A 25,028-nucleotide genomic window follows, 5' to 3' on the forward strand; every position below is an offset into this window, starting at 1 on the left:
ACATCTGCCCTCACGTATCGGGCGGGCTCGCCGCCCGGGGCCGATACCAGACATCCAGATGACCGGCGCGGCCCCGGATCGGCTGGTCATCGAGACGCTTGAAGGACGCCAGCAGGTCGCCACGGCCGTTCGCCCGGACCAAAGTCGCGACCGCGCCTGAAAGGGCAATGTCCGCGTCCAGCGTTCGGGTCATCGCCTCCATCCGGCTTGCCACGTTGACCGTATCGCCGCTCGCCGTGAGCTGGCGCTGGCGGCTGCCGCCCAGCTCGGAGAAGCTGACCGCGCCGTAATCGATGCCGACCCGGATATCGGGAATCGCGCCTTCAAAAGCTGGATCGCGCGCCTGCGACGCCATGTCGTCGATCAGTTCGATGCCGCAGACAACGGCACGCACGCAGTCGTCGGGCCGGCCCTCGGGCAGGCCGAAATGGATCATCGCGCCGTCGCCCACGAACATCTGGATGATCCCGCCATGGCGCAGGACGACCTCCTCGACGACGCCGTGCAGCCGACGGAGCAGCGCCGCCGTCCGTTCCGGCCCGAGCCGTTCGGACGCACTGGTGAATCCGTGCAGGTCGGCGAACAGGACCGCGGCCGGTCGGGGCCTGCCGTCGAGCGCGGGTCCGCCGCGGCTGGTCAGGATGTCGGCAAAGGTCGCCGGCATGTGGCTGGCGAGGACGCCGCGCTGGCGCGCCTGCTCACGAGCCTCGCCGGCGTCCTGAAGGGCGCGCATGGCTGCGGCGGCGATGACAACGAGCGCCAACACAAGGCCCGGCACCGTGACATTGAGCCAGATCAGCGCCCCCTGAAAGGCCATCTGGGCGACGGCCCCGAATCCGACCAACAGGACAATACCGGCGAACGCGATCAGCCGTATCGACGGCAGCAGGGTCACCAGCGTGCCGGCGGCCGCCATCACCATGATCGCCAGCGCGTCCAGCAGAACGACCCTGTCGCTGCGATCAAGAAAGCGACCTTCCAGCAGATTGGCCGTCGCGGTAGCGAAATACTCCACGCCCGGCAGGAGATAGGCATAGGGCGAGCGGAAGAAATCGCCGACCCCGGTCGCGATCGAGCCGACGAGCACCAGCTTGCCGGCCAGCGCGTCGGGCGGGAGTTCCCGGCGCAACAGGTCGATCATCGAATAGGTCGGGAAGGTCCCGGTCGGGCCGTAATAGTTGATCGGCAACCGCATCGCCGAATCGGCCGCGTTCAGATGACCGCCGAAGACGATGCCGGCGGCGAAATCGACGACCACCTCGCCCCGAGCGAGGCCGCGATGGCGACGCGCCGCCTCGATCGCGAGCGGCGGATAGTATTGTTCGGCATAGGCAAGCACCGTGGGCAGGTGGCGGAGCGCACCGTCGCGATCGAGCACGACGTTGACATGTGCGAGCGCGGCATGGCCGAGCAGCGCCTTCGACGGCATCAGCACGCCGGACGGCGGCGGCGCAACCCGCGGCCGTTGCCTCGGCGCCATGCGAACGACCTTGTAGGCCGCATCCTGCAGATGCTCCCTCTCGATGTCGCGGCTGTCGCCGGCGCGCGGCCCGAACACGAAGGCGATGGGAAGGACGCAGTTGCCGGCAGCATCGAGCGCGGCCGCCAGCTCCGCGTTGCCACGGCGGAGCAGTTCCTGGGTCTGGTCGCCTGCGCGGCGGGTCAGCATGAGATCGAACGCGACGGTCCGCGCCCCGGCCGCGTCGAGGCCGCGAACCGCCTCGGCAAGCACGTGGCGGGCGACGGGCCAGCCGCCCGTCTCGGCGATCGTTCGCTCGTCGATCGCGAGAATCACGACATCGGGCGGCGGCGGGGCCGAGCCGCGCAAACGGAACCGCCAGTCCAGCGCCGCCCCTTCCATGGCCTGCAGCACCGCATGGTCGCGCCAGTTGCCATAGACCACGAGCCCGGCAACCGCGGCGACCAGGAACAGCGCGACACGGAGGACGACGCGGCCGCGCCGGACCGGGGGACCTCCGGTCAGGCGGCTTCCCGGATCACTCGACGGTCGTGCGCTCGATAAACGCGGCAACGCGCTTCGCTCCCCATTTCTTCGGCGCGCTCGGCGGCATGTCCCCCTTCTGGTCGGTCCCGATTCCCGGGCCGAGGAGGACGTCCTGGCCGCTTGCCCTGGCGGCCACCACCACCCTGCCAGCAAGGACGACCACTGCCGTGCTGTCGTCTGCCGCCTCGATCATCCATTCCGTCGAGCGTACCGAGGCCACGGCGGTCCGGGTCTCGATGTCGAATCCGTCCCGTTCGTCCGACGGCATCAGGAGCATGCGGACGATGCCGCTGATCAGGCTGAAGACGCCGCGACCGCGCCCTGGATCTGTCGGGGTCACGAGTTCGAGGTCGGTCGAGGCGCCGATGCTGATGATCGAACTGTCGGCGAACTCGATCTTCACCCGCGACCGCGCAGGGGTAACGATCCTGTCGCCCGCATGGACGTCGGCGCCGATATGGAGCGCACGGGTCGTGCCGTTGCGCATGGCGACGACATTCCCGACCTGCTTGATGACGCGGCCGATCGCGGCCTCATCGGCGCGGACGCAGGTCGCTGCGGCGAGGCAAAGCCCGACGACCGCGGCACAAAGGATCATCGAACGCGACGGCGACCAGCCCGGGCGCCACACGGCGAATAGCATGGCAGACATCCTCTCCCCCACACGCAAAAGGTATAGCGCGCCCGCAGGCATCGCGCGTATCTATCGGATGAAATAACTACTTCCGTCGGCAGGGGCGGGTGCCCTGCCCGGTGCTACGCATGACGAAATCGTGCCATAGTCCGTTCATCGGTCCCTGTGCGGGGCTGAAAAGCACACCGACCGGGCGCGATCGGGGGACGAGCCGTTGCATGACAAGCTGGGACTCACACCGGAAACGCGATGTGAAGGCGATCACCATCGCGTCTGTCCCGCCCCTATTGGCAATTTAGCGGCGCGGATGCAATAGACGATGATACCGACCCTGGACGACCGACAGAAACTGTTTCGCCGGCATTTCCTGTTTTCCGACGTGGCGGAGGAAACCCTCGAACGGCTGGCCGGCCTCAGCACCGTGGTCCCCCTGAAGCGCGGCGACGTGCTGTTCTATCGCGGCGACGAAGGCGATGCACTTTACGCGGTGTACGAGGGCACGGTCCGCATCTCGATCGTCGGTCCCGACGGCAAGGAAGTCAGTCTCAACCTGATGGAGCCGGGCGACTTCTTCGGCGAGATCGCGCTTCTCGACGGCCTGTCGCGCACCGCCGACGCCCGCGCGGCGGAGGATACGACCCTCGTCCGGTTGCCGCGCGAACCGTTCATGGCGCTGCTCGACGACGAGCCGCGGATCATGCGGAACATCATCGACATGCTGTGCGAGATGCTGCGCAACTCGGCCGAGGATATCGCCGACGCCGCCTTCCTCGACCTGCGCGCACGGCTCGCCAAGTGGCTGCTCGAACTCGGCATCTCGCACGGCGAGACGACCGAGAGCGGCACCTTCATCCGCCTCAGGCAGTCGCAGACCGACCTGGCGCAGCTTCTCGGCGTGACCCGCGAGGCGGTCAACAAGCAGCTCAAGTCGCTCGAACGCGAACACATGATCCGCCTCGAACGCGGCCATATCACCGTGCTCTCGCGGGCCAAGCTCCTGGCCATCGCCAATCCGGACAGCGATCCGGACCGCACGGCGCGATAACTCCCCGCCCCCGGCGGACGCGACAACGCAACGCAGGCGACAGGGGCGATTTTCGGGTCGGGAGGCGCTATCTGTCCTATATGGAACAAACCGGGGTTGTTCCGGCAAACACCGGTTGGCAGAACATCGGCACGGAAGATGAAGCGTAGGCGGACAAGTGCATGAACGAACTACCAAAGATCCGGGTCACGGACCGCGAGGGCGACGAGTATCTGATCGAGGCGGATGTCGGTATTTCCGTCATGGAGAATCTGCGCGACCACGATTTCGGGGTCGAGGCAATCTGCGGCGGCTGCTGTTCCTGCGCCACATGTCATGTCTTCGTTGACGATGCCTGGCTGCCCAAGCTGCAGCCGAAGAGCGAGGCGGAAGCGGAACTGGTCGGCGAGACAATCTTCCACAAGCCGAATTCGCGGCTGTCCTGCCAGATCCGCATGACGCCGGATCTCGACGGGCTGGCCCTGACGATCGCGCCCGAGGAATAACCGCCGCCGCTCATCCGGGCAGACGGGCGACACGAAATCGGGGCGGCCCACCGGACCGCCCCGTCGTTCTTGCAGAAAGCCCGGCGTCAGGCGGCCTCGACCGCGGCCTCCTCGGCCTCGTTGATGCGTCCGCCGATCTCCTTCTGGAGCCGCGCGATCGCCTCGCCGAGCGGCAGCACGGCCTGGTCCTTCAGGCCGAGCCTGCGGACAGCGACCGAACCGTTCTCGGCCTCGCGCTTGCCGACGACGAACATCACCGGCACCTTCTGGTGGCTGTGCTCGCGGACCTTGTAGTTGATCTTCTCGTTCCGCAGATCGACCTCGGCCAGGATCCCGGCCGCCTTCAGCGCCGCCTTGACCTCCAGCGCGAACGCATCGGCGTCCGAGGTGATCGTCGCGACCACCACCTGTACCGGGGCCAGCCAGAGCGGCAGGCGCCCCGCATAATGCTCCAGCAGGATCCCGGTGAAGCGCTCCAGCGAACCGAACAGCGCCCGGTGCAGCATCACCGGCACGTGCTTCTGGCCGTCCTCGCCGACATAGCTGGCGCCGAGCCGGCCCGGCAGGTTCAGATCGACCTGCAGCGTGCCGCACTGCCAGTCTCGCCCGATCGCGTCGCGTAGAACGAATTCGAGCTTCGGGCCGTAGAATGCGCCCTCGCCCGGATTGTAGGAGAATTCGAGGCCCGAGGCCTCGGCCGCGGCCTTCAACGCCGCTTCCGACTTGTCCCAGATCTCGTCCGAACCGACCCGCTTGGCCGGCCGGTCGGAGAACTTGATGCGGACGTCCTCGAAGCCGAAATCCCGGTAGATCGAGAGGATCAGCTTGGAGACCTTCTCGCATTCCTCGGAAATCTGCTCCTCGGTGCAGAAGATATGCGCATCGTCCTGGGTGAAGGCCCGCACGCGCATCAGCCCATGCAGGGCGCCGGACGGCTCGTATCGATGAACCTTGCCGAATTCGGCAATGGACAGAGGCAGATCGCGGTAGCTCTTGATACCCTGCTTGAAGATCTGGACACAGCCCGGGCAGTTCATCGGCTTCAGGCAATGCACACGTTCATCGGGCAATTCCGTGGTGAACATGTTCTCGCCGAACTTCTCCCAGTGGCCGGATGCCTCCCACAGCGAGCGGTCGAGCACTTCCGGCGTCGCGATCTCGACATAGCCGGCCTCGGTCTGGCGATCGCGCATGTAGTCGATCAGCGTCTGGAACAGGCGCCAGCCCTTGGGATGCCAGAACACCATGCCCGGCCCCTCCTCCTGGAAATGGAACAGGTCCATCTCCCGGCCGAGCTTGCGGTGATCGCGGCGCTCCGCCTCCTCGAGCTGGTGCAGGTAGGCTTGGAGCGATTTCTCGTCCGGCCAGGCGGTGCCGTAGACCCGCTGCAGCATGGCGTTCCGGGAATCGCCGCGCCAGTAGGCGCCGGCAAGCTTCATCAGCTTGAAGGCCTTGCCGAGCTTGCCCGTCGAGGGCAGATGCGGGCCGCGGCAGAGGTCGATGAAGTCACCCTGGCGATAGAGCGTGATCTCCTCGCCGGCCGGCAGGTCGCCAATGATCTCCGCCTTGTAGGCCTCGCCCTGCTGCTTGAAGAACTCGACCGCCCGGTCGCGCTCCCAGACCTCGCGGACGATCTCCTCGTTGCGCTCGACGATGTCGCGCATCTTCGCCTCGATCCGTTCCAGATCCTCCGGCGTGAATGGTTCGTCGCGCGCGAAATCGTAATAGAAGCCGTTCTCGATCGCCGGGCCGATCGTGACCTGGGTCTCGGGATAGAGCTCCTTCACGGCCTCGGCCATGACATGCGCCGCATCGTGGCGAAGCAGTTCGACACCGTCCTCGTCGGTCCGGGTCACGATCGCCACCTTCGCCCCGTCATGCAGCGGCCGGGACAGGTCGCGAAGTTCGCCGTCGACCTTCACGGCGACCGCCGCCTTGGCCAGCGACTTGCCGATTTGCGAAGCGAGATCAGCGCCCGTGGCGCCGTCCTCGCATTCCCGGACGGAGCCGTCCGGCAGCACGATACGCATCATCTTGTTCTTCCGTTCTTGTCCTGTCGGAGCGGAGTGATCGCTAGACCCGGACGACGTCCGCCAACGGCGTCGCCTGCCCGTTTGTCCGTCCTTCTATTTCATCGATGGCCTGCACGACCGCCTCGAACGGCAACATGACCGAGCCGTGGCGGGCGCTGAGATCTCTGACGGGGAGGAGTGCTTCAAGTTCGGCCCAGGGGCCGGTCGGCGGCTCGCCCTCGCGCTTCAGCATCGCCCACATCCGCTCCCTCAGATCGCGCAATTCGTCGCCCGTGGCGCCGACCACATGGCGGGCCAGCACCGAGGCGGCTGCCTGGCCGAGGGCGCAGGCCTTGATGGCATGCGAGAAGCCGGTCACCCGGCCATCCCCGTAGGTCAGGGAAACGCTGTAGCGGCTGCCGCAGACCGGGCTGCTCAGGCTCACTGCCCCGTCCGGCGCGTCCAGCCGGTCGGTCAGCGGGATTTCCAGCGCGTAACGCAGGATCTCCTTCGTATACAGGTCCTTGAGCGCGACCATCGAACTTTCCCCGAACCCGGCGCCGGGCGGATCATCCGCCGCGACCGCCGCCGGTTGTTGCCACTCCCCCGTGAGTAACTGGAAACCTAAGGTTCACCGCCGCTTTTGTCCATCGCCCCGGCCGCGTCGTCAAGACCCATGCCGAGTTCGATCATGAAGCCGGCGTCGTCGCCCGGCGCGACCGGCATGAATCGGACGATATGGCCCTTCTGGCGCATCCGGAGGAGATAGCGCGCCAGCGGCTGGAACAGCGTCTCGCCGCTGTCCGGCCCGGCCGGGTCGATGCGTACGAACAGCCGCGCCGCCGGATCGTCCCGCCCGCCACGCAACGCCTGCTGCAGACGGCCGAGCGCCTCGGCAAGGCCGACGCCCCGCAAGTCCAGTTCCCGGTCGGCGCCGTCGGCATTGACCGTCAGCGCATCGGTGTTGATCTCTTCGAAGAACGGCACGGCGCACCCTTTGTGATTTTTCGCCAGGGATCGACATCTCCCTGACGATATAGGATGCCGGTCCCGGCTTTCACCGCCGGAATGCCGCTTCGCGCACAAGAACCGGTGATTGACACAGTGGCCGGCAAAGCCGGGCCGCGCCGCCATCGCCTCAGGCGGTCACGCCACAGGTCACCCCGGTCCCGCCGAGACCACAATATCCCTGCGGATTCTTCGCCAGATACTGCTGGTGATAATCCTCGGCGAAATAGAACTCCGGCGCCGGCGCGATCTCGCTGGTAACAGCGCCGTAGCCGGCCTTCTTCAGACTTTTCTCGAAGTTCTTGCGGCTTGCCTCGATCACCGCCTTCTGGGCCGCGTCGAAATAATAGGCGGCCGATCGATACTGGCTGCCGACATCGTTGCCCTGGCGCATCCCCTGGGTCGGATCGTGCCCCTCCCAGAAGGCCTTGAGCAGGGCCTCGTAGGAGGTCAGCGCCGGATCGTATACCACGAAGACCGCCTCGGTATGACCGGTCCGGCCGCTGCAGACCTCTTCATAGGTCGGATTGGGGGTGAACCCGCCGGCATAGCCCGCGGCCGTTACCCAGACGCCCGGCAGTTTCCAGAACAGGCGCTCGGCGCCCCAGAAGCAGCCAAGACCGAACAGGGCGAAGGCGGCGCCGTCCGGATAGGGCCCCTTCAGCGGATTGCCGTTCACGTAGTGGGTGGCCGCGGTTTCGAGCGGATCGGGCCGACCCGGCAGCGCGTCGGCCGCCGACGGCAGTTCCGTCTTCCTGGTTCCGAACATGTTCATCCACATGGCGCTACTCCGCTGCCCAGTCCTCACGTTACCTGCATCTGCGATATAGGGCTCGACCGCCGCCGGGAAAAGCCGCCGGCAAAGGTTGCGCCGACCTAGGACGGCCCGCGGGCCCGGACGCGCATCTTGATCGGCCCCTTCGCCCGTCCGTTAATCAGCTGCTGCAGATAGGGATCGTCCGACCTGTCGATATCGGCGGTCGGCCCCGACCAGATGACCCGGCCTTCGTGGATCATCGTCAGGTCGTCGTATTCCTCGCGTGCGCTCGCCATGTCGCCGGTGACGCTGAGCGCGGTCGCTCCGAGCTCGTCGACGCATTTGTTGATCAGGCGGTTGATGTTGCGGGTGTTGATCGGGTCGAGGCCGGCTGTCGGATCGTCGAGAATGAGGAATTCGGGATCGCCGGCGATGGCGCGTGCCAGGCCGACGCGTTTCTGCATGCCACCGGAAAGGCTGGCCGGCATCAGGTCGGCGACATCGGCCGAGAGACCGACCTGGCCCAGTTTCTCCAGCGCATGCTCGCGCGCCTTCGGCCGCGGCATCCGCTCCGCCTGGATCAGCTTGAAGGCGATATTCTCCCAGACCGGCAGGCTGTCGAACAGCGCCGAGCGCTGGAACAGCACGCCGAAGCGCAGCATCATGCGGATCCGCTCGCCGCGCTTGAGATGGACCGTGTCGACACCGTCGATCTCGACACGGCCGCTTTCCGGGCGATGCAGGCCGACCAGGCATTTCAGCAGCACCGACTTGCCGCTCGCCGCGCTGCCGACCAGCACCGCATTCCGCCGCGCGGCGATATCCAGGCTGACATGATCGAGCACCTGCTTGTCGCCGAAGCGCTTGCAGACATCCACCAGCCTGATCTTGATGTCGCCGTCCCCGCTCATCGCCGCATCGTCCCCCGATTCCATCCGCGTGCGGCCGGCACCCTAATCCATTTTCCGGCCAGTTGGAAATCTCGAGGCGGCTCTGAAGGCACGCTTTTCCTGCTAGTGGCTCTCGCGCGGGATCGGCGCCCCCGATGCGCCCCGCAGGAAGTCGAAGTCGGCGCCGACATCGGCCTGCATGACATGCTGGTGATGCAGCCAGGCATAGCCGCGCGGCGCCGGCGCCTCCGGCGCCCGCCAGGCGGCGCGGCGTCGGGCCAGTTCGTCCTCGGTGACATCCAGGTGCAGGCGTCCGGCGGCAACGTCGAGTTCGATCATGTCACCGCTCCGGACCAGTGCCAGGGTACCGCCAACGGCGGCCTCGGGCGCGGCGTGCAGCACGACGGTGCCATAGGCGGTGCCGCTCATACGGGCGTCGGAAATCCGCACCATGTCGGTCACGCCCGCTTTCAGCAGCTTCGCCGGCAGCGCCATGTTGCCGACTTCCGGGAAGCCCGGATAGCCCTTCGGCCCGCAGTTCTTCAGGACCATCACGCTGTCCGCGTCGATGTCCAGATCGGGATCGTCGATGCGGGCCTTGTAATCGTCGATATCCTCGAACACGACGGCCGGCCCGCGATGGATCATCAGCGCCGGGGTGGCCGCCGAGGGCTTGATCACCGCGCCCGAGGCGGCGAGGTTGCCGTGCAGCACGCGGATCCCGCCATGCGCCTTGAACGGCGCCGAGAAGCCGTGGATGACGTCCCGGTTGTAGCAGGTCGCCCCCTCCACATTCTCCCAGATCGTCCGGCCGCTCACCGTCGGCGCGTCGCGATGCAGCAGGCCGTTCTCGCCCAGTTCCCGCAACACCACGGGCAGACCGCCCGCGTAGTAGAAATCCTCCATCAGATGCGCCCCGGACGGCATCAGGTTGACCAGGCAGGGCACCTCGCGGCCGAGCCGGTCCCAGTCGTCGAGGGTGAGGTCGACACCGATCCGGCCGGCGATCGCCAGCAGATGGACGATGGCGTTGGTCGAGCCGCCGATCGCGCCGTTGGCGCGGATCGCATTCTCGAATGCCGCGCGGGTGAGGATCTTCGACAGCCTGAGATCCTCCCGCACCATCTCGACGATCCGCCGCCCGGCAACGTGGGCGAGCGCATTGCGCCGGGAATCGGCGGCAGGAATCGCCGCGTTCGACGGCAGCCCGATGCCGAGCGCCTCCATCATCGAGGCCATCGTCGAGGCGGTGCCCATGGTCATGCAATGGCCGACCGAGCGCGACATGCAGGCCTCGGCGTCGGCCAGGTCGTCGAGCGACATCTCGCCGGTCTTGACCATCGCATCGAATTTCCAGACATGGGTGCCGGAACCGATCTCCTCGCCCCGCCAGCGGCCGTTGAGCATCGGCCCGCCCGAGACCACGACGGTCGGCAGATCGCAGGACGCCGCCCCCATGACCAGCGACGGGGTCGTCTTGTCGCAGCCGACCAGCAGGACCACGCCGTCGAGCGGGTTGGCGCGGATCGATTCCTCGACATCCATCGAGGCAAGGTTGCGGAACATCATCGTCGTCGGACGCATCAGCGTCTCGCCGAGCGACATGACCGGGAACTCCAGCGGAAAGCCGCCCATCTCGTAGACGCCGCGCTTGACCCGCTCGGCCAGCACCCGGAAATGCGCATTGCAGGGCGTGAGCTCGGACCAGGTGTTGCAGATCCCGATGACGGGGCGCCCGTCGAACAGATGATCGGGCAGGCCCTGGTTCTTCATCCAGCTGCGCCGGTGAAAGCCGTCCTTGCCGGCCTTTCCGAACCATTCGCTGCTACGCATCTTCCGCTTCGTCGTCGTCACGTCGTCCCCCGACTTTCCGGCTGTCCAGATGTTATTGAAACGCACGTCCGGATTGCCCGACAACCCGCATTGTTCCGGCGTCCAATGGAAGCTACCCTACGCCCGTTCGTGAATCGGTCGTCAAGTCTAATGAGTCGGCGACGATATCGCGGGGGGAGATAATGAAAAAACCGGAGCTGCTTCTCGTCGGCCCCATGATGCCGCATGTCATGGCCGCGATGGAAAGCGACTACATCGTTCATCGCCTCTGGGAGGCCGAGGATCGCGAGGAGACGCTCGACCGGGTCGCGGGACAGATCCGCGCCATCGGCACGGGCGGCCGAAGCGGCGCCGACGCCGCGCTCATGGACCGGCTGCCGAACCTGGAGATCATCGCCAGTTTCGGCGTCGGCGTCGACACGATCGACGTCGAGCATGCGCATGACCGCGGCATCATCGTCACCAACACCCCGGACGTGCTGAACGACGAAGTCGCCAACATGGCCCTCGCGTTGCTGCTCGCGACGACGCGGCGGCTCGTGGCCGGCGATCGCTTCGTCCGGGAGGGTAAATGGCGCGACGGGCCGATGCCGCTCGAACACGGCCTGCGCGGCACCCGGCTCGGCATTCTCGGGCTTGGCCGGATCGGCAAGGACTTTGCCCGCAAGGCCGGGCTCTTCGGAATGGAAATCGTCTACAATGGCCGCCGGGAACAGCCTGACCAGCCCTACCGCTTCATGCCCGACCTGGTCGAGATGGCCGCGGCCTGCGACCACCTGGTCGTCCTCTGCCCCGGCGGACCTTCGACCGACAATCTCGTCGGCCGCGCCGTACTTGACGCGCTCGGCCCCGAGGGCACGCTGATCAATGTCGCCCGCGGCACGGTGGTCGACGAGCCGGAACTGGTCGCCGCCCTGGTCGAGAAGCGCCTCGGCGCAGCAGGGCTCGATGTCTTCGCGGACGAACCGCATGTGCCCGAGGCATTGCTCGCCCTCGACAACGTCGTCCTTCAGCCGCATAAAGCGAGCGCGACGATCGAGACGCGCCATGCCATGGGCGACCTGGTCATCGAGAATTTGCGGGCGCATTTCGCGGGCCGGCGGGCGGTCACACCGGTCTGAATCCGGCTCGCGTCCCGCAGCGACCGAGCGACAACGAATCAAGCAGGGAATCCACGAACGATGAAACTGGTACGCTTCGGCCCGAAGGGCGCCGAAAAGCCCGGCATGATCGACGGACAGGGCACGCTCCGCGATCTCTCCGGCGTGATCGACGACGTTGCCGGCGATGTGCTGCTGCCGGCCGGCCTTGCGAAACTGGCCGGGCTCGACGCGGCGACGCTGCCGACGGTACCGGGCACGCCGCGCCTCGGCCCCTGCGTCGGGCGGATCGGCAAGCTCGTCTGCATCGGGCTCAACTATTCCGACCATGCCGCCGAGGCAGGCGTCGCGCCGCCGGCCGAGCCGGTGATCTTCCTCAAGGCCAACAGCTCGATCTGCGGACCGGACGACCCGATCCTGCTGCCGCGCGGCTCGCAGAAGACCGACTGGGAGGTCGAGCTCGCCTTCGTCATCGGCAAGGGCGGCCGCTATATCGAAGAGGCCGACTGGGCCGATCACGTCGCCGGCTACTGCGTCTGCAACGACGTCTCCGAGCGCGCCTACCAGCTCGAGAGCACGGGCCAGTGGACCAAGGGCAAGAGCGCCGACAATTTCGCGCCGCTCGGCCCGTGGCTGGTGACGGCCGACGAGATCGCCGATCCGCAGGCACTCGATCTCTGGCTCGACGTGGACGGCGTCCGCCAGCAGGCCGGCAACACGGGCACGATGATCTTCCCGGTTCGCGAGATCATCGCCTATGTCAGCCGCTTCATGACCCTGGAGCCGGGCGACGTGATCTCGACCGGAACGCCGCCGGGCGTTGGCATGGGCAAGAAGCCGCCGACCTATCTCCGCAAGGGCCAGACCGTCACCCTGGGGGTCGATGGCCTCGGCGCACAGCGCCAGGCGGTCATCGACTGGGACGACCGTCCGCTCTGAGCGCCGCCTTCCGGCCGGGCGCGAAGCCAGCGATGGTTGAGCGTCCGCGCCGGCTCCGCTAAAAGCGGACCGATGGCCGGCGACCGGATCGTGCCGGCCGGCCGAAGCTGGGGACCGACCAGGCGATGCATCTTTCCTTCCTAGTCGTGGACGATTTCTACCCGGACCCGCACGAGGTGCGGAAGCGCGCGCTCGAGCTGGACTATCCCGTCCAGCCGCCGCCGAACATCTATCACGGCCGGAATTCGAAGGGGAAAGTCCTCTTCCGCGAGGTCGACGACATCGTCTCCCGCCTCGTCAACGAACCGGTGAAGGGGGCGATGAAGACCCCGCACGGCAATTTCCGGATCGGCCTTGCCGGCGACGACGAGGCAGCGACCTCCGACATCCACGTCGACAACGCGGTTTACTGGTCCGGGATCATCTACCTGACCCTGCCCGAGCATTGCCAGGGCGGCACCCATCTCTACCGCCACAGGAAGCTCGGCACCGACCAGGCGCCCATTTTCGAATCGGACTACAAGCCGCTTGGCTACAATTCCTCCTTCGAGGCCTCGGAAGAGATCCTGGCGGACAGCAGCAAGGATCCCGACCAGTGGGAATTGCTGACAACGATCCCGATGCGCTTCAATCGGCTGATCCTGCTCCGTCCCTGGCTCTGGCACGCGCCCGGCAACTCCTTCGGCGACAAGCCGGAGAACGGCCGTCTGGTCCATCTCCTGTTCTTCAACAGGGCCTGACCGTCACCCGCCGAAACTGTCGGCCTGCCTGACACTCCCGCCGTTCCCGCATAGTCCGGTTCCGCCAAGCCGTTGATTTCTCTCGCCCCGTAAATGGCAAGGAACTTGCGGGTCATGGTAAAGAAACCATGAAGGTCCGGGCGATCGATCCCGGCCCGGGAGGCAGCATCATGAATATTGGAACGGCGTCGGCGGCGGCGCTTCTCATGCTCATCACCGGCCCGGCCTGGGCCGAGGGCGTCGTCGTTCATCGCGGCGGTCAGTCCCCGGAGGTGGTGAACGCCGAAAAGATCCAGGGTGTCATGGTCCAGCGTGGCACCCCGGTCGTCCACCGCGCCCGGGTCGAGGCGCCGGCGTCGTCCGGATTGCAGGCGGTCGCTGGCAAGCGCGTCTGGCTGGTCGACCGGAAGCGAGGGCTGCTTCAGGTCTGCGAACAACTCCGCACCGACCGGCTCGGCGAACGCGAGTTGCGCTGCGACTGGCGCACCCTGCCCTGAAGCCTCCGCCCGGGGGCCGAACCGCTCAACCGAGGCGGAAGCTGAAGGGCAGCAGGCGCTCCATGTCGAGGATCTCGCAGAGCACGCCCTCGGCGCCGCTGTCGATGAAGACGAGCGTCTCGTCCCCCGACGCGGCCAGGGCGTCCGGATCGCCCGGGCTTCCCGGATTTCCCGGATCGGCATGCATCGCGAACTCGCCGATCACCTGGCGGCAGATGCCGCAGGGCGAGCGCTGCTCGATCGGCTGGCCGAGCGAATCCACGGTCGACACGGCGAGATAGCGGATTCGCCGGAACCCGGCGGCAGCGGCGGCGAAGATCGCCGAGCGTTCGCCGCAATTGGTCGCCCCGTAGCTCGCATTCTCGATGTTGGCGCCGGTGAAGACCCGGGCCTGCGGGTCGTCCGCCATGACCAGCGCCGCGCCGACATGAAAGTTCGAGTAAGGCACATGGGCGCAGCCGGCCGCGCTGCGCGCGGCGCCGATCAGGCGGGCGACGAGCGATGCATCGATATCGACGGACCTGGCCGGCAGCGCGCGGCCGGGAACGACCATCGCGCCGTGCGGGGTCTCGACCCGTGCGGCCGGCAGCTCAAGCGCCGGCAGGATCACGTTCACCAGGATACCTCTTCTCTCAACGGGTCGGTTGCGACATGACGTGCGGCAGATAGGTCGCCACCTCCGGGACCGCGTAGAGCACGACGACGGCAAGGATCATGATCCCGAACATCGGCAGTGCCGCCCGGGCGATGAAATCCATGTCGCGACCGGTCATGCCCTGCAGCACGAACAGGTTGAAGCCGATCGGCGGGGTGATCTGCGCCATCTCGACGACGACCACCAGGTAGATCCCGAACCAGATCATGTCGAAACCTGCCTGGCGGACCAGCGGCTCGATCACCGCCATGGTCAGCACCACCGCCGAGATCCCGTCGAGGAAGCAGCCGAGGACGATGTAGAAGATCGTAAGCGCGACGATCAGCGTCAGCGGGCTCAGGCCGAGTTCGCCGATCCAGCTCGCCAGCCCGCGTGGCAGGCCGGTAAAGCCCATGGCGAGCGACAGGAAGGATGAGCCGGCGAGAATCAGCGCGATCATCGCCGAGGTCCGGGTCGCGCCGAGCAGCGATTCCCGGAAACTCTCGACGGTCAGCGAGCCCTGGAAGGCGGCGATCAGAAAAGCGCCGATGACGCCGAGCACGGCGGCCTCGGTCGCGGTCGCGATGCCCAGATAGATCGAGCCGAGCACGGCGATGATCAGCAGCGCCGCCGGCGCCAGCTCCATGAAGGCCCGGATCTTCAGGCCCCAGCTCGCCGGCGGGTCCGGGTCCGGCATCCTCGAGCGGTTGAGCAGCGACCAGATCACCACGTAGCTCATGAACAGCAGGGCCAGCATGATCCCCGGGAAGACCCCGGCCATGAACAGCTTGGCGATCGATTCGTTGATCGTCACGCCATAGATGATCAGGATGATCGAGGGCGGAATGAGCAGCCCGAGCGTGCCGGCGCCGGCCAGGGTGCCGATGATCATCCGTTCGGGATATTGCCGCCGCTGCAACTCCGGGATCGACATCTTGCCGACGGTCGCGACGGTCGCGGCCGAAGAGCCGGAAATCGCCGCGAAGATCGCGCAGCCCGCGATATTGACATGCAGAAGGCCGCCCGGCAGGCGGTTCAGCCACGGCGCCAGACCACGGAACAGGTTCTCCGACAGCTTCGTGCGGAACAGGATCTCGCCCATCCAGATGAAGAGCGGCAGCGCCGTCAGCGTCCAGGATGACGACGCGCTCCAGATCGTCGTTGCCATCGCGTCGCCGACCGGTCGCGAGGTGAACAGGAACATGCCGACCACCGAGACGCCGATCAGCGAGATCCCGACCCAGATGCCGGAACCGAGGAAGAACAGCAGGATCGTCAGGAAGACCCCGATCAGGATCAACTCGTCCATCGCCTCAGCCTCCCCCTACCGGCGTCAATGGCCGATCTCCTGCGCCGGAGCCCGCCGGATCTCCGCCGCCGGCGTGATCAGCACGCGGACCAGCGAATGCACCAGCGAGATGGCGAAGATCGTCGTCCCGAGCGCCATGGCCAGTTGCGGGATCCACAGCAGGATCGCGTCGGATCCCTCGCTGCGCTCCTGGAAGCGATAGGAAACCCAGACCATCCGGATGCTGTAGAAGGCGAAATAGCTGCCGAAACCGGCCGCGACGACATGGCACCAGATCTCCATGCCCTTGCGAAGCCGGATGCCGGCGCGGTTGATGAACAGCTCGACCCGGATATGGGCGTCCGATTTCAGCGTATAGGCAAAGGCGAGGAAGGTTGAGGCGATCATCGCGTAGCCGGAATAGGCAGTCAGTCCGGCCATGTAGACGCCGAGGGCGCGGCTGGCGATGCTGATGAAGATCAGCACCCCGAGCACGACGAGAAACAGCGCCGCCAGGTAACCGCTCAGCAGGTAGAGTCGGTCAAGGCCGCGCTCCAATGCGCGCAGGAAGGTCATGTCGCCTCCGCAATCCGGGCGTCGGGGGGCACAACGGCCGGACGGCGCTGGACGGCACGGCTGCCATCCGGTCCGCCCGGCCCGTCGCTAGCGTCACTTGGCGCGATAGGCCTCGACGATCGCCTTGCCCTTCTCGCCGGCCTTGGCTTCCCATTCGGCGGTCATCGTCTCGCCGATCTTGAGGAAGTCGGCCTTGAGCTGGTCGCTCGGCCCCTCGACGGTCATGCCGTTCTCGGCGAGCTTTTCCTTGTACCAGTCGGAGAGTTCGCGCGCCTTCGCCCAGCCGGCCTGCTCCGCCATCGCCGCCGCGCCGAGCACGATCCCCTGCGTCTGGGCATCAAGATCGTTCCAGGCGTCCTTGTTGACGATGACCATGTTCTTCGGAAGCCATGCCTGGACGTCGTACCAGTATTTCACATGTTCCCAGATCTTCCGGTCATAGCCGGTCGAGCCCGAGGAAATCATGCTGTCGGCAACGCCCGTGGCGAAGGCCTGGCTGAGCTCGGAAGCCTCGATCTTGGTCGGGATGGCGCCGAGCAGTTCGGCCAGCCGGGAGGTCGCCGCGTTGTAAGCGCGGAACTTGACGCCCTTCATGTCCGCCGCGCTCGCCACCGGGGTCTTGTTGTAGAGCCCCTGCGGCGGCCACGGCACCGCATAAAGCAGCATCAGCCCCTTCTCGGACAGCAGTTCCTGCATTGCCGGCTTGCTCGCCACATAAAGCTTCCAGGCGTCGTCGAAGCTGGTGGCGAGGAACGGCAGCGCGTCAATCTCGAACAGCGGGTCCTCGTTGCCGAGGGCGGAGATCAGGCGTTCGCCGATCGGCGCCTGCCCGGTCCGCACGGCGCGGAAAATCTCGTCGCCCTTGAACAGCGAGCCGCTGGGATGGGCGACGACCTCGAGGGCGCCACCGGTCGCCTCGGTCACCGCGGCGGCGAAGCGGATTGCGTTCTCGGAATGATAGTTGGTCGCCGAATAGGCGAGCGGCATGTCCCATTTGTCGGCCGCCAGCGCCGGGGCCGCAAGGCTTGCCGCGGCCATCGCGGAGGCCAGAAGGATCGATTGAAAGCGCATGTTTTTGCTCCCTGTTGGTAATGAATCGCCTACCCTGTCGCCGTTATCGGCATTTCTGCGCTCGGGCAATGGCCGGTATCTTAACCGGAGGTTGCCGCCGGGCGCCACGCGCATATTGCGTGCGGGTCGAGGTAAGTACGCACAAGCTCGCACAAACCCAGGACCGGACCATCGAAATGGTTGCGGATCGCCGCGCGATAGGGCGCCAGATTCGTGCATTCGAGGATGATCGCCCGGCATCCGGGTGCGCGACCGAGCAGCCGCCCGGTTGCAAGCGCCACGTCGGCCGCCGCCTTTTCCTCGTCAAGCGCCGGCCGGTCTTCCGCGATCACGCGATAGAGTTCGCCTGTCTTCGGCAGGCCCTCGATCGCCAGGCCGTCCAGGTTGCCGCCCGGAACATGCCGCCGCCCGAGACGGTCGGCGTCGAACGTCAAGATACCGAGCGGCGCATCGCCGCCATACTGGGCGCCGAGCATCGGCAGCCAGAGCAGGGCCGAGGACAGGAAGGGAACGCGCAGGGCCGCCTGGAATCGTGTCTGGAGCGGCGCCAGGAAGCCACAGCTTGTGGCGATCACGGCGCAGGCCTCCTCCGCCTCGAGGCGCAGGGCCGCGGCCAGCAGGTCGGACGCCAGCCCCTCATCGATCGCCTCGTCGACGACCACGCGACCGACCGCCGCGCCCGGAACCCGCGCCAGGCGCACCGGGCCGTCGAAGCTCGCCGGGTTGCCGATATCACCCGCCGGACGGGGAAAGGCGGTATCCAGCATCACGATTCCGACCGTCCCCGCCGGCCCGTCGTCGCCGCTCGCCATGCATTCACCCGCCGATTGCGTTCGCCCGTTTCACCCCCGCATAGTAGCGCCGGAAGCAATCGGACCGCAGCGGGAGAATTCGTCGATGACCGGTCGGGGACATGTGGTCGTGCTGGGCGCCGGCATGGTCGGAACGGCGAGTGCCGTGCATCTCCTGCGGCGCGGGTTCCAGGTCACACTCGTCGATCGCAAGGGCCCGGCCGGGGAAACCAGCTACGGCAATGCCGGGGTCATCAGCCGCGGTTCGATCATGCCGGTCATGCTGCCGTCCATGTGGCGCGCGCTGCCGCGCTACATGAGCAACGCCGATCCGTCGGTCTGGGTCGACTGGCGCTACCTGCCGGCAATCGTGCCGTGGCTCGCCCGCCTCGCCCGGGCGATCACCGGCCCCCGGCTCGCCGCGACCGTCGCCGCGCTCGACGCTCTCGCCCGTCATGCCCTGGCCGAGCATGAGGCGCTGATGCAGTTGTCGGGCGCCGGCCGCTACCTGGTCCGCGAGGGCTGGATGAAGCTCTACCGGAGCGAGGCGAGTTTCCGGGCCAGCGGCTTCGAACGGGCCCGCCTAGACGAGGCCGGAATCCGCCACGCGATCTACGATCCGGCCGCGCTGGCCGAGCGCGAACCGAGCTTGCGGCCGCTTTACGCCCGGGCGCTGCATATCCTCGACACCGCCTCGCTCACCGATCCGGGTGCGGTCTGCGAGAGCCATGCCCGCTGGTTCCGCGAGGCCGGCGGGGCGCTCCTGATCGACGGGGTGGAGGGCATCGAGGCGCGCGACGACGGTTACCGGGTCAGGCTGCCGGGCCGCCATCTGGACGCCGACCATGTGGTCGTAGCCCTCGGGCCCTGGTCGCGGGATTTCCTGAAGCCTCTCGGCTATCGCCTGCCAATGGATTTCGAACGCGGCTACCACCTGCATTTCACGGCCGGCGACGGCGCCAGCCTTGCGCGGCCGGTCTGCGACATCGACGGCGGCTTCGTGCTGGCGCCGATGGAGAAGGGCATCCGCGTCACCTCGGGCGTCGAGTTCGCCGGCCTCGACGCGCCGGCCAGCCGTCGGCAGATCGACAAGGTCGTGCCGCTCGCCCGGGCCGCCTTCCCGCTCGGCGAACCGTTGCAGGACGAACCCTGGCTGGGCCGCCGGCCGTCCTTCCCCGACTCGCTGCCGGTGATCGGGCCGGCCCCGCGCCATCCGGGCCTCTGGTTCGCCTTCGGCCACGGCCATATCGGGCTGACCCTTGGGCCGGTCACCGGACGGCTGGTGGCTGAGATCATCGCCGGCGACACCCCCCTGGTCGACCTCGCCCCCTATGCGGCGACGCGCTTCGACGCGGCCTGAACAGGAGCCCCCGAGTGCCCAAACGCGGTGATCCGGATGCGATACGGCGACGTCCCTTTTCCGCCGTCCTCGTCCTCGCGCTCGCGATGCCGATCGGGGCCGCATGCACGGCCCTCGACGTCGGAGCGCCGACGTCGGACCCGGTCGCGGTGTCGGACGAAACGACCGCCGAAGCGGAGGCCGACTACCAGCGGGCGCTCGTTCTGATCGGCGATGCGAACGGCGGAGACGACGGAGAGACCGCCCTCGCCCGCGCCACGGAGCTCATGGTGCGCGCGGCGGAGGGCGGCCATCCGGCGGCGCAGTATTTCCTCGGCGCAGCCTACATGTCCGGCACCGGCAGCGAACGCGACGAGGTGCGCGGCGTCGCCTGGCTGGAACGCGCCGCCGCCCGGAACCATGCCCGCGCGCAGTTCCTGCTCGGCGAAGCCTTCAGCCATGGCCGCGGCGTCGCAGTCGAGCAGGACTGGGCGAACTACTGGTACGAGCGCGCCGCCCGCCAGGGCCTTCCGGAGGCCCGCTTCATGTTCGCCACCAAGCTCGCCGCAGGGATCGGCAGCCCGCCAGACAGGGTTCGGGCCCTCGCATGGATGGCGGCGGCAGCGGCACAGGGTCATGAACCGGCGATCACCGCCGAGCGGACGCTTGCCGCCCGCGCCACCCCCGCCGAGCGGGCCGGCGCCCGGTCGATTCGCGGCGGCATCGCGAACGACACCGCCAGCGGCGATGCCGCGACCCGGTACATCCAGGTCCGGCTTGCCGCGCTGGGGTATTCTCCGGGTCCTGTCGACGGGCTTCGCGGCCCCCGCACCAATGCCGCCCTCGCCCGGTTCCGGGCGGATTCGGGTCTTCCCGCCGACAAGCTTCCGGAAGCGGAGCTGCTGGCGGCCCTCAGAGCCACCGGGCGCTAGGGCTCAGTCGTCGTCGATCTCGGCGTCCGGATCGTCGGCGTCGGCGACATCGCTGTCGTCACCCTTGGCCTGTCCCAGCCCCTGATTGCTTTCCGTCGCCTGGATATCCTCGGCCGCGGTCGCGATATCCTCGTTGACGGCCGCCTGCTCCTCTTCGCTGAGCGTGGTCTCGAGACCCAGCAAGTCGTTGAGCGCCGCGACGACCTCGGGATTGACGCTCTTGTTGGCGGCATTGGCGAGCGCCTGGGCCGCGGCGGCAAGCGATTCCTCGCTCATCGTCTCGGCATAATCCGTGGCCGATCGGGAATAGGCCGCGATCTGGCCGACCGCCGAATGGGGCGCGGCGTTGGCCTGCGCCGTGGTCGAGGCATGCGCCGCGTTCAAACGGCCGAGCGCGCTTTTCATCGCGCTCTTGGCATGTCCGCTCTCGGCATCGTCGGATGATTTCGAACCTTTCGCGCCTTTCGCGCCTTTGGCGCCGAGCGAAGACGCAACGCCCTTCCCGGATTTGTCGTGTCCGAAGGCATTGCCATGGCCGGCACTGGAACTCGTCGCCGAGCCCTGTCCATGCCCGGCCGCGTTACCACTGTTCCCCGAATTCCCGCCGGCATTTCCACCGCCGTTGCCGTTGCCGGCGCCATTGCCACCACCGTTGCCGTTGCCACCGCCGTTGCCACCGCCGTTGCCACCGCCGTTGCCGCCGCCATTTCCGCCCCCTTTCGCCAGGGCCGGCGCGGCATCCAGATAAAGGACGACGGTCGCGGCCGGCGCCAGCGCGATCGCAAGAGACATGGCAGCGACGGGGAGAACAGCGGAGCAACGCGCGGCGAACTGAAACAGAGGGATCGACATGGCACTACCTTTCCGCAGTCATGCGCGACGGCATCATCGTCGCGCAAATTCGCGTTCGCAAATATTCGCGCAGGGTAGACGGACCGGGCCGGACGCGTCAATGAATCGCGAAATCGGCCGCGACGCTGCCGAGCCGGTATATAAAGGTTTTTGTTGATTAGACATCGCGGACGGACCCGCATTATCCTCGCTGATCATTCTGGAACGGGCTCTTACATGCGACCGATCGCAACGCTTCTGGTGCTTTGGGCCGTCCTCTATCCGCTTGCGGCCCAGGCCGACCTGGCCTCCGCCAAGGACGCCTACATGGCCGGGAACTACCCCGGCGCACTGGCCGAACTGACGCCGCTCGCCGAAAGCGGCGATGCGGAGGCGCAATACTGGCTCGGGCGGATCCATGACGCCGGGCTCGGCGTCGAGGCGAACCCGAAGGAGGCCTTCCGCTGGTTCCTCGGCGCGGCGGAGGCCGGGCATTCCGAGAGCCAGCGCATCGTCGGCATCTATTTCGAGGAGGGCAAGGGCACCGAGCGCAACTTCGAGGAAGCGGCGCGGTGGTACACGCTGGCCTCGGCCCAGGGCAACGACAAGGCGATGCGCAATCTCGGCACGCTCTACGTGGCCGGGCACGGCGTCGCCGCCGACCCGAAGAAAGCCATGGAACTGTTCGAACTCTCGGCCAGCGCGGGCAACCTGAAAGCGAAGCGCAACCTGGCCTATCGCTATTATTTCGGCTGGGGCACGCCACGCGACCTGGCGAAGGCCGCGGCGCTGTTCCAGGAGGCCGCGGACGACGGCCTCGACAAGGCCGAGTTCGATCTCGGCCGGATCTACTATCGCGGCCACGGCGTCGAGCCCGACTACCAGCGTGCTGCCCGGCATTTCGAGAATGCCGCGCGGGCCGGCAACGGCGAGGCGCAGATCTTTCTCGGCCGTATCCTCTTTCTCGGCGAGGGACAGCCCCGCAACCCGGAGCGGGCCTACTACTGGATGACGATCGCCGCCTCGCAGAATGCCGATCTGGCGGCCGTCTATCTGCGGGACCTGAGGCGCGAACTCGATGAAGCGACGCGCGAGAAACTGGACCGCGAGGCCGCCGCCTTCACGCCCGAATAACGGGTTGCCGCCGCCTGCCCCGAGCACCACAATCACATTGTCCGGCTTGTTCCGACGGGCGCTCCCGTCCCGTAGTCGTGCGTAGGAAGGCAGGTACCCGATGCGAGTTCACTTCCGCCTCTTCCCCCTGTTCGTCGTCCTGCTTCTCGTGGCCGCGTTCGGCGGGCCCGCCGGTGCTGCCAGCGACGGTTTCCGCGCGGCGCTCGCGACCCGGCTCCAGGAAACCGGGAGCCCGCTTTTCTCGGCGCGCGCCGCGGCCGATTACAAGGCGCTGCGGGAATTCTACGCGGCCCGGGATCATGAGCCGGTCTGGGTGTCCGACAAGGCCGTCCTGCCGCGCGCTGTGGCGCTGGATCGTGTGCTTCGCGCCGCGGCCGAGGAAGGTCTCGACCCGGACGATTACGGCGCTGACGCGACCCATGCGCTGCTCTCCGCCTCGTCGCCGCCCTATCTGATCGACCTCGAGGTCCGCCTGAGCCAGGCACTGCTCGACTATGCCGCCGACCTCGGCGCCGGGCGCCTCAAGCCCAGCCAGGTCGACGAGGAGCTGTTCGTCTATCCCCAGGACATCCCGCCGCTCGCGATCTGGGAAGCGGCACTGGCAAATCCCGACATCGCCACGACGCTCGCCTCCTTCGCCCCGCAGCATCCTGACTATGACCGCCTGAAGGGTGCCCTCGCCCGCTATCGCGCGATCGCCGAGGCTGGCGGCTGGCCGCGCGTGGCAAGTGGGTCAGCGCTCAAGCCCGGCATGCGCGACGGCCGCGTCGCCGCGATCCGCAAGCGACTGCAGGCAACCGGCGAGCTCGCGGACGACAGCGCGCCGGCCGCCGGCGAGACGGATCTCTACGACGGCGAAATCGTCACCGCGATCCGCCGGTTCCAGTCGCGCCAGGGCCTCGACAGCGACGGCGTCGTGGGCGAGAAGACCCGGGCGGCGCTCGACACGCCCGTGCAGGCGCGAATCAACCAGATCCAGATCAATCTGGAACGGCTCCGCTGGATGAGTGACGAGCGGGGAGAACGCCACATCATCGTCAATCTGGCGGACTTCACCCTGCAGATCGTCGACCGGGGCCTGCCGGTCTTCGAAAGCCGCGTCGTCGTCGGCGCGCCGTTCCACCGGACGCCGGTTTTCAGCGACCGGATGCGCTACCTGGAAATCAACCCCTACTGGAACGTGCCGACCTCGATCGCGCGCAAGGAACTGCTGCCGAAATTCCGGCGCAGCCCGGCCGAGATCGACAAGGCGGGTTACGAATTCGTGCACAGCGACAGGGTCGTGCCGGCCGCGACGGTCGACCTTGCCGCCCGGCCGTTTCCCTACCTGATCCGCCAGCGCCCGGGCGATCAGAACGCGCTCGGCCGCGTCAAGTTCATGTTCCCGAACAAGTTCAACATCTACCTCCATGACACGCCATCGAAATCGCTGTTCGCGAAAACCGAGCGGACATTCAGCCACGGCTGCATCCGGGTGGCCCGGCCGATCGATCTGGCGGTCGCGCTGCTGGCCGATTCAGGTGACTGGAGCGAAGCGAAGGTCCGCGCCGCGATCGAGCGCGGCGACCGCCAGGTCGTCAATCTGCGCGTGCCCGTACCGGTGCATATCGTCTACCTCACCGCCTGGGTCGACGACGTGGGCCTGGTCCAGTTCCGGAACGACGTCTACGGCCGCGATGCCCTGCTCGCCCGCGCCTTGCTTGGTCCGCGCGCCACGCCATGAGGCACCCCCGAACCGACCTCTGACCGCGCCGCGCCGGGCGATTTCGCCCAAGGTCACAGAAATGGCACAGCCTTGGCGGCCGTTTCGCGGGCTTTGTCGATTTTCGATTAACCATGGCTGTGCTATCCAGCAATCAGCATCATGGAGCCAACGGGGCTCGCGATCAGGGGCGCGAAAGATTGGCGGAACGACAGACTCTTCTCACCCGACGTTTCTTTATTCAATCGGCCGCCAGCGTCACCGGCGGCATGTTTTTGTCGGGCCTCGCCCCCTCGGCGGTCCGGGCGGCCCTTCCCCGCAGTACTCATCGGACGCTATCGCTCGTCTCCCTGAATACGGGAGAGCGGCTCAAGGCGACCTATTGGGAAGGCGGCGCCTACCAGCCCGATGCCATCGATGAATTCAACCGCCTGCTGCGCGACTGGCGCTCCGGCGAAATTCACCCCATCGATCCGAAGCTGCTCGACCTGGTTCATGCGCTCGGCCAGAAACTCGGCTGCCAGAAGCCGATCCAGATCATTTCCGGCTACCGCTCGCCGAAAACCAACGCCGCACTGGCGCGCAAGAGCAATGGCGTCGCCAAGAAAAGCATGCACATGCTCGGACAGGCGATCGACATCCGGCTGCCCGGCTGCGAGCTGGCCAGGCTTCGCAATGCGGCCCGCGCGATGAAGGCCGGCGGCGTCGGCTATTACCCGAAATCGAACTTCGTGCATCTCGATACCGGCCGGGTCCGCTCCTGGGGCGGCTGACCGCCGCTTGAC

General features: G+C 67.1%; 25 protein-coding genes. 11 read left to right on the forward strand and 14 right to left on the reverse strand.

The features are described from left to right. Window positions 1-10: 10 nt before the first annotated feature. Window positions 11-2,032, reverse strand: a complete 2,022-nt coding sequence (locus OCH7691_RS12785) for a CHASE2 domain-containing protein (protein WP_176245044.1) — start codon at window positions 2,030-2,032, stop codon at window positions 11-13. After that, window positions 1,998-2,648 carry a FecR family protein gene (locus OCH7691_RS12790; protein WP_176245045.1) on the reverse strand — a complete coding sequence of 217 codons (651 nt, stop codon included), beginning with the start codon at window positions 2,646-2,648 and terminating at the stop codon, window positions 1,998-2,000. Before OCH7691_RS12790 ends, OCH7691_RS12785 begins: the two co-directional genes overlap by 35 nt. A 310-nt stretch (window positions 2,649-2,958) precedes the next feature. Between OCH7691_RS12790 and OCH7691_RS12795 the strand changes: the two genes are divergently transcribed. Together OCH7691_RS12795 and OCH7691_RS12800 are read left to right on the forward strand one after the other, a co-directional pair. Next, window positions 2,959-3,684 carry a Crp/Fnr family transcriptional regulator gene (locus OCH7691_RS12795; RefSeq protein WP_085883927.1) on the forward strand — a complete coding sequence of 242 codons (726 nt, stop codon included), beginning with the start codon at window positions 2,959-2,961 and terminating at the stop codon, window positions 3,682-3,684. Window positions 3,685-3,845: 161 nt separating this feature from the next. Continuing rightward, window positions 3,846-4,169: a 2Fe-2S iron-sulfur cluster-binding protein gene (locus tag OCH7691_RS12800; protein ID WP_085883928.1), complete on the forward strand. Its 324-nt coding sequence runs from the start codon at window positions 3,846-3,848 to the stop codon at window positions 4,167-4,169. Between the two features lie 86 nt (window positions 4,170-4,255). Here the strand turns inward: OCH7691_RS12800 and thrS are convergent, their stop codons facing one another. From thrS to OCH7691_RS12830, 6 genes are all read right to left on the reverse strand, one after another. Beyond that, window positions 4,256-6,202: a threonine--tRNA ligase gene (thrS, locus tag OCH7691_RS12805; RefSeq protein WP_085883929.1), complete on the reverse strand. Its 1,947-nt coding sequence runs from the start codon at window positions 6,200-6,202 to the stop codon at window positions 4,256-4,258. A 40-nt stretch (window positions 6,203-6,242) separates the two neighbouring features. Next, window positions 6,243-6,719, reverse strand: a complete 477-nt coding sequence (locus OCH7691_RS12810) for an iron-sulfur cluster assembly scaffold protein (protein WP_085883930.1) — start codon at window positions 6,717-6,719, stop codon at window positions 6,243-6,245. A gap of 86 nt (window positions 6,720-6,805) precedes the next feature. After that, entirely contained in the window at window positions 6,806-7,168 is a 363-nt protein-coding gene (locus OCH7691_RS12815) for a hypothetical protein (protein WP_085883931.1), read from the reverse strand. 151 nt (window positions 7,169-7,319) lie between these two features. Beyond that, complete coding sequence (gene msrA / locus OCH7691_RS12820; RefSeq protein ID WP_085884455.1) at window positions 7,320-7,958, reverse strand: peptide-methionine (S)-S-oxide reductase MsrA; 639 nt, start codon at window positions 7,956-7,958, stop codon at window positions 7,320-7,322. A 107-nt stretch (window positions 7,959-8,065) separates the two neighbouring features. Further along, the gene (locus tag OCH7691_RS12825) at window positions 8,066-8,857 is read right to left on the reverse strand and encodes an ABC transporter ATP-binding protein (protein ID WP_085884456.1); all 792 of its coding nucleotides are present in this window, start codon (window positions 8,855-8,857) and stop codon (window positions 8,066-8,068) included. Between the two features lie 102 nt (window positions 8,858-8,959). After that, window positions 8,960-10,690 carry an IlvD/Edd family dehydratase gene (locus OCH7691_RS12830; protein WP_085884457.1) on the reverse strand — a complete coding sequence of 577 codons (1,731 nt, stop codon included), beginning with the start codon at window positions 10,688-10,690 and terminating at the stop codon, window positions 8,960-8,962. Window positions 10,691-10,851: 161 nt separating this feature from the next. Between OCH7691_RS12830 and OCH7691_RS12835 the strand changes: the two genes are divergently transcribed. The 4 genes from OCH7691_RS12835 to OCH7691_RS12850 all read left to right on the forward strand — a co-directional run bounded on the left by OCH7691_RS12835 (window position 10,852) and on the right by OCH7691_RS12850 (window position 13,945). Then, a complete protein-coding gene (locus OCH7691_RS12835) occupies window positions 10,852-11,790 on the forward strand; it encodes a 2-hydroxyacid dehydrogenase (RefSeq protein ID WP_085883932.1) in 939 nt (312 codons plus the stop codon). Between the two features lie 60 nt (window positions 11,791-11,850). Beyond that, window positions 11,851-12,708 (forward strand): fumarylacetoacetate hydrolase family protein, encoded by an 858-nt coding sequence (locus OCH7691_RS12840; RefSeq protein WP_085883933.1) that lies wholly within the window; start codon window positions 11,851-11,853, stop codon window positions 12,706-12,708. 125 nt (window positions 12,709-12,833) lie between these two features. After that, window positions 12,834-13,448: a DUF6445 family protein gene (locus OCH7691_RS12845; RefSeq protein ID WP_139839687.1), complete on the forward strand. Its 615-nt coding sequence runs from the start codon at window positions 12,834-12,836 to the stop codon at window positions 13,446-13,448. 170 nt (window positions 13,449-13,618) lie between these two features. Further along, window positions 13,619-13,945 carry a hypothetical protein gene (locus tag OCH7691_RS12850; RefSeq protein WP_139839688.1) on the forward strand — a complete coding sequence of 109 codons (327 nt, stop codon included), beginning with the start codon at window positions 13,619-13,621 and terminating at the stop codon, window positions 13,943-13,945. A 25-nt stretch (window positions 13,946-13,970) separates the two neighbouring features. On the opposite strand, the gene OCH7691_RS12855 is transcribed toward OCH7691_RS12850, so the two are convergent. The 5 genes from OCH7691_RS12855 to OCH7691_RS12875 form a co-directional block, all read right to left on the reverse strand. Then, complete coding sequence (locus tag OCH7691_RS12855) at window positions 13,971-14,561, reverse strand: cytidine deaminase (RefSeq protein WP_245826559.1); 591 nt, start codon at window positions 14,559-14,561, stop codon at window positions 13,971-13,973. Window positions 14,562-14,577: 16 nt separating this feature from the next. Beyond that, complete coding sequence (locus OCH7691_RS12860) at window positions 14,578-15,888, reverse strand: TRAP transporter large permease (RefSeq protein WP_085883936.1); 1,311 nt, start codon at window positions 15,886-15,888, stop codon at window positions 14,578-14,580. 24 nt (window positions 15,889-15,912) lie between these two features. Then, the gene (locus OCH7691_RS12865) at window positions 15,913-16,443 is read right to left on the reverse strand and encodes a TRAP transporter small permease subunit (protein WP_085883937.1); all 531 of its coding nucleotides are present in this window, start codon (window positions 16,441-16,443) and stop codon (window positions 15,913-15,915) included. Window positions 16,444-16,536: 93 nt separating this feature from the next. Further along, window positions 16,537-17,514 (reverse strand): TRAP transporter substrate-binding protein, encoded by a 978-nt coding sequence (locus OCH7691_RS12870; RefSeq protein WP_085883938.1) that lies wholly within the window; start codon window positions 17,512-17,514, stop codon window positions 16,537-16,539. Between the two features lie 80 nt (window positions 17,515-17,594). Further along, on the reverse strand, window positions 17,595-18,326 hold the full coding sequence (locus tag OCH7691_RS12875) for an aspartate/glutamate racemase family protein (RefSeq protein WP_085883939.1): 732 nt from the start codon (window positions 18,324-18,326) through the stop codon (window positions 17,595-17,597). Between the two features lie 85 nt (window positions 18,327-18,411). Between OCH7691_RS12875 and OCH7691_RS12880 the strand changes: the two genes are divergently transcribed. Together OCH7691_RS12880 and OCH7691_RS12885 are read left to right on the forward strand one after the other, a co-directional pair. After that, the gene (locus OCH7691_RS12880; RefSeq protein ID WP_176245046.1) at window positions 18,412-19,665 is read left to right on the forward strand and encodes an NAD(P)/FAD-dependent oxidoreductase; all 1,254 of its coding nucleotides are present in this window, start codon (window positions 18,412-18,414) and stop codon (window positions 19,663-19,665) included. A gap of 14 nt (window positions 19,666-19,679) precedes the next feature. Further along, window positions 19,680-20,576, forward strand: a complete 897-nt coding sequence (locus tag OCH7691_RS12885; RefSeq protein WP_085883941.1) for an SEL1-like repeat protein — start codon at window positions 19,680-19,682, stop codon at window positions 20,574-20,576. Between the two features lie 3 nt (window positions 20,577-20,579). Here OCH7691_RS12885 and OCH7691_RS23300 read toward each other — a convergent pair whose 3' ends face one another. Then, window positions 20,580-21,368, reverse strand: a complete 789-nt coding sequence (locus OCH7691_RS23300) for a hypothetical protein (protein ID WP_176245047.1) — start codon at window positions 21,366-21,368, stop codon at window positions 20,580-20,582. 276 nt (window positions 21,369-21,644) lie between these two features. On the opposite strand from OCH7691_RS23300, the gene OCH7691_RS12900 reads away from it, so the two are divergent. From OCH7691_RS12900 to mepK, 3 genes are all read left to right on the forward strand, one after another. Further along, the gene (locus OCH7691_RS12900; protein WP_085883944.1) at window positions 21,645-22,541 is read left to right on the forward strand and encodes an SEL1-like repeat protein; all 897 of its coding nucleotides are present in this window, start codon (window positions 21,645-21,647) and stop codon (window positions 22,539-22,541) included. A 100-nt stretch (window positions 22,542-22,641) separates the two neighbouring features. Next, window positions 22,642-24,264 carry a L,D-transpeptidase family protein gene (locus OCH7691_RS12905; RefSeq protein ID WP_085883945.1) on the forward strand — a complete coding sequence of 541 codons (1,623 nt, stop codon included), beginning with the start codon at window positions 22,642-22,644 and terminating at the stop codon, window positions 24,262-24,264. 248 nt (window positions 24,265-24,512) lie between these two features. After that, complete coding sequence (gene mepK, locus OCH7691_RS12910; RefSeq protein WP_139839689.1) at window positions 24,513-25,016, forward strand: peptidoglycan L,D-endopeptidase MepK; 504 nt, start codon at window positions 24,513-24,515, stop codon at window positions 25,014-25,016. Window positions 25,017-25,028 lie beyond the last annotated feature (12 nt).

It is taken from the genome of Oceanibacterium hippocampi (genome assembly GCF_900172325.1).
Classification (GTDB): domain Bacteria; phylum Pseudomonadota; class Alphaproteobacteria; order Sneathiellales; family Sneathiellaceae; genus Oceanibacterium; species Oceanibacterium hippocampi.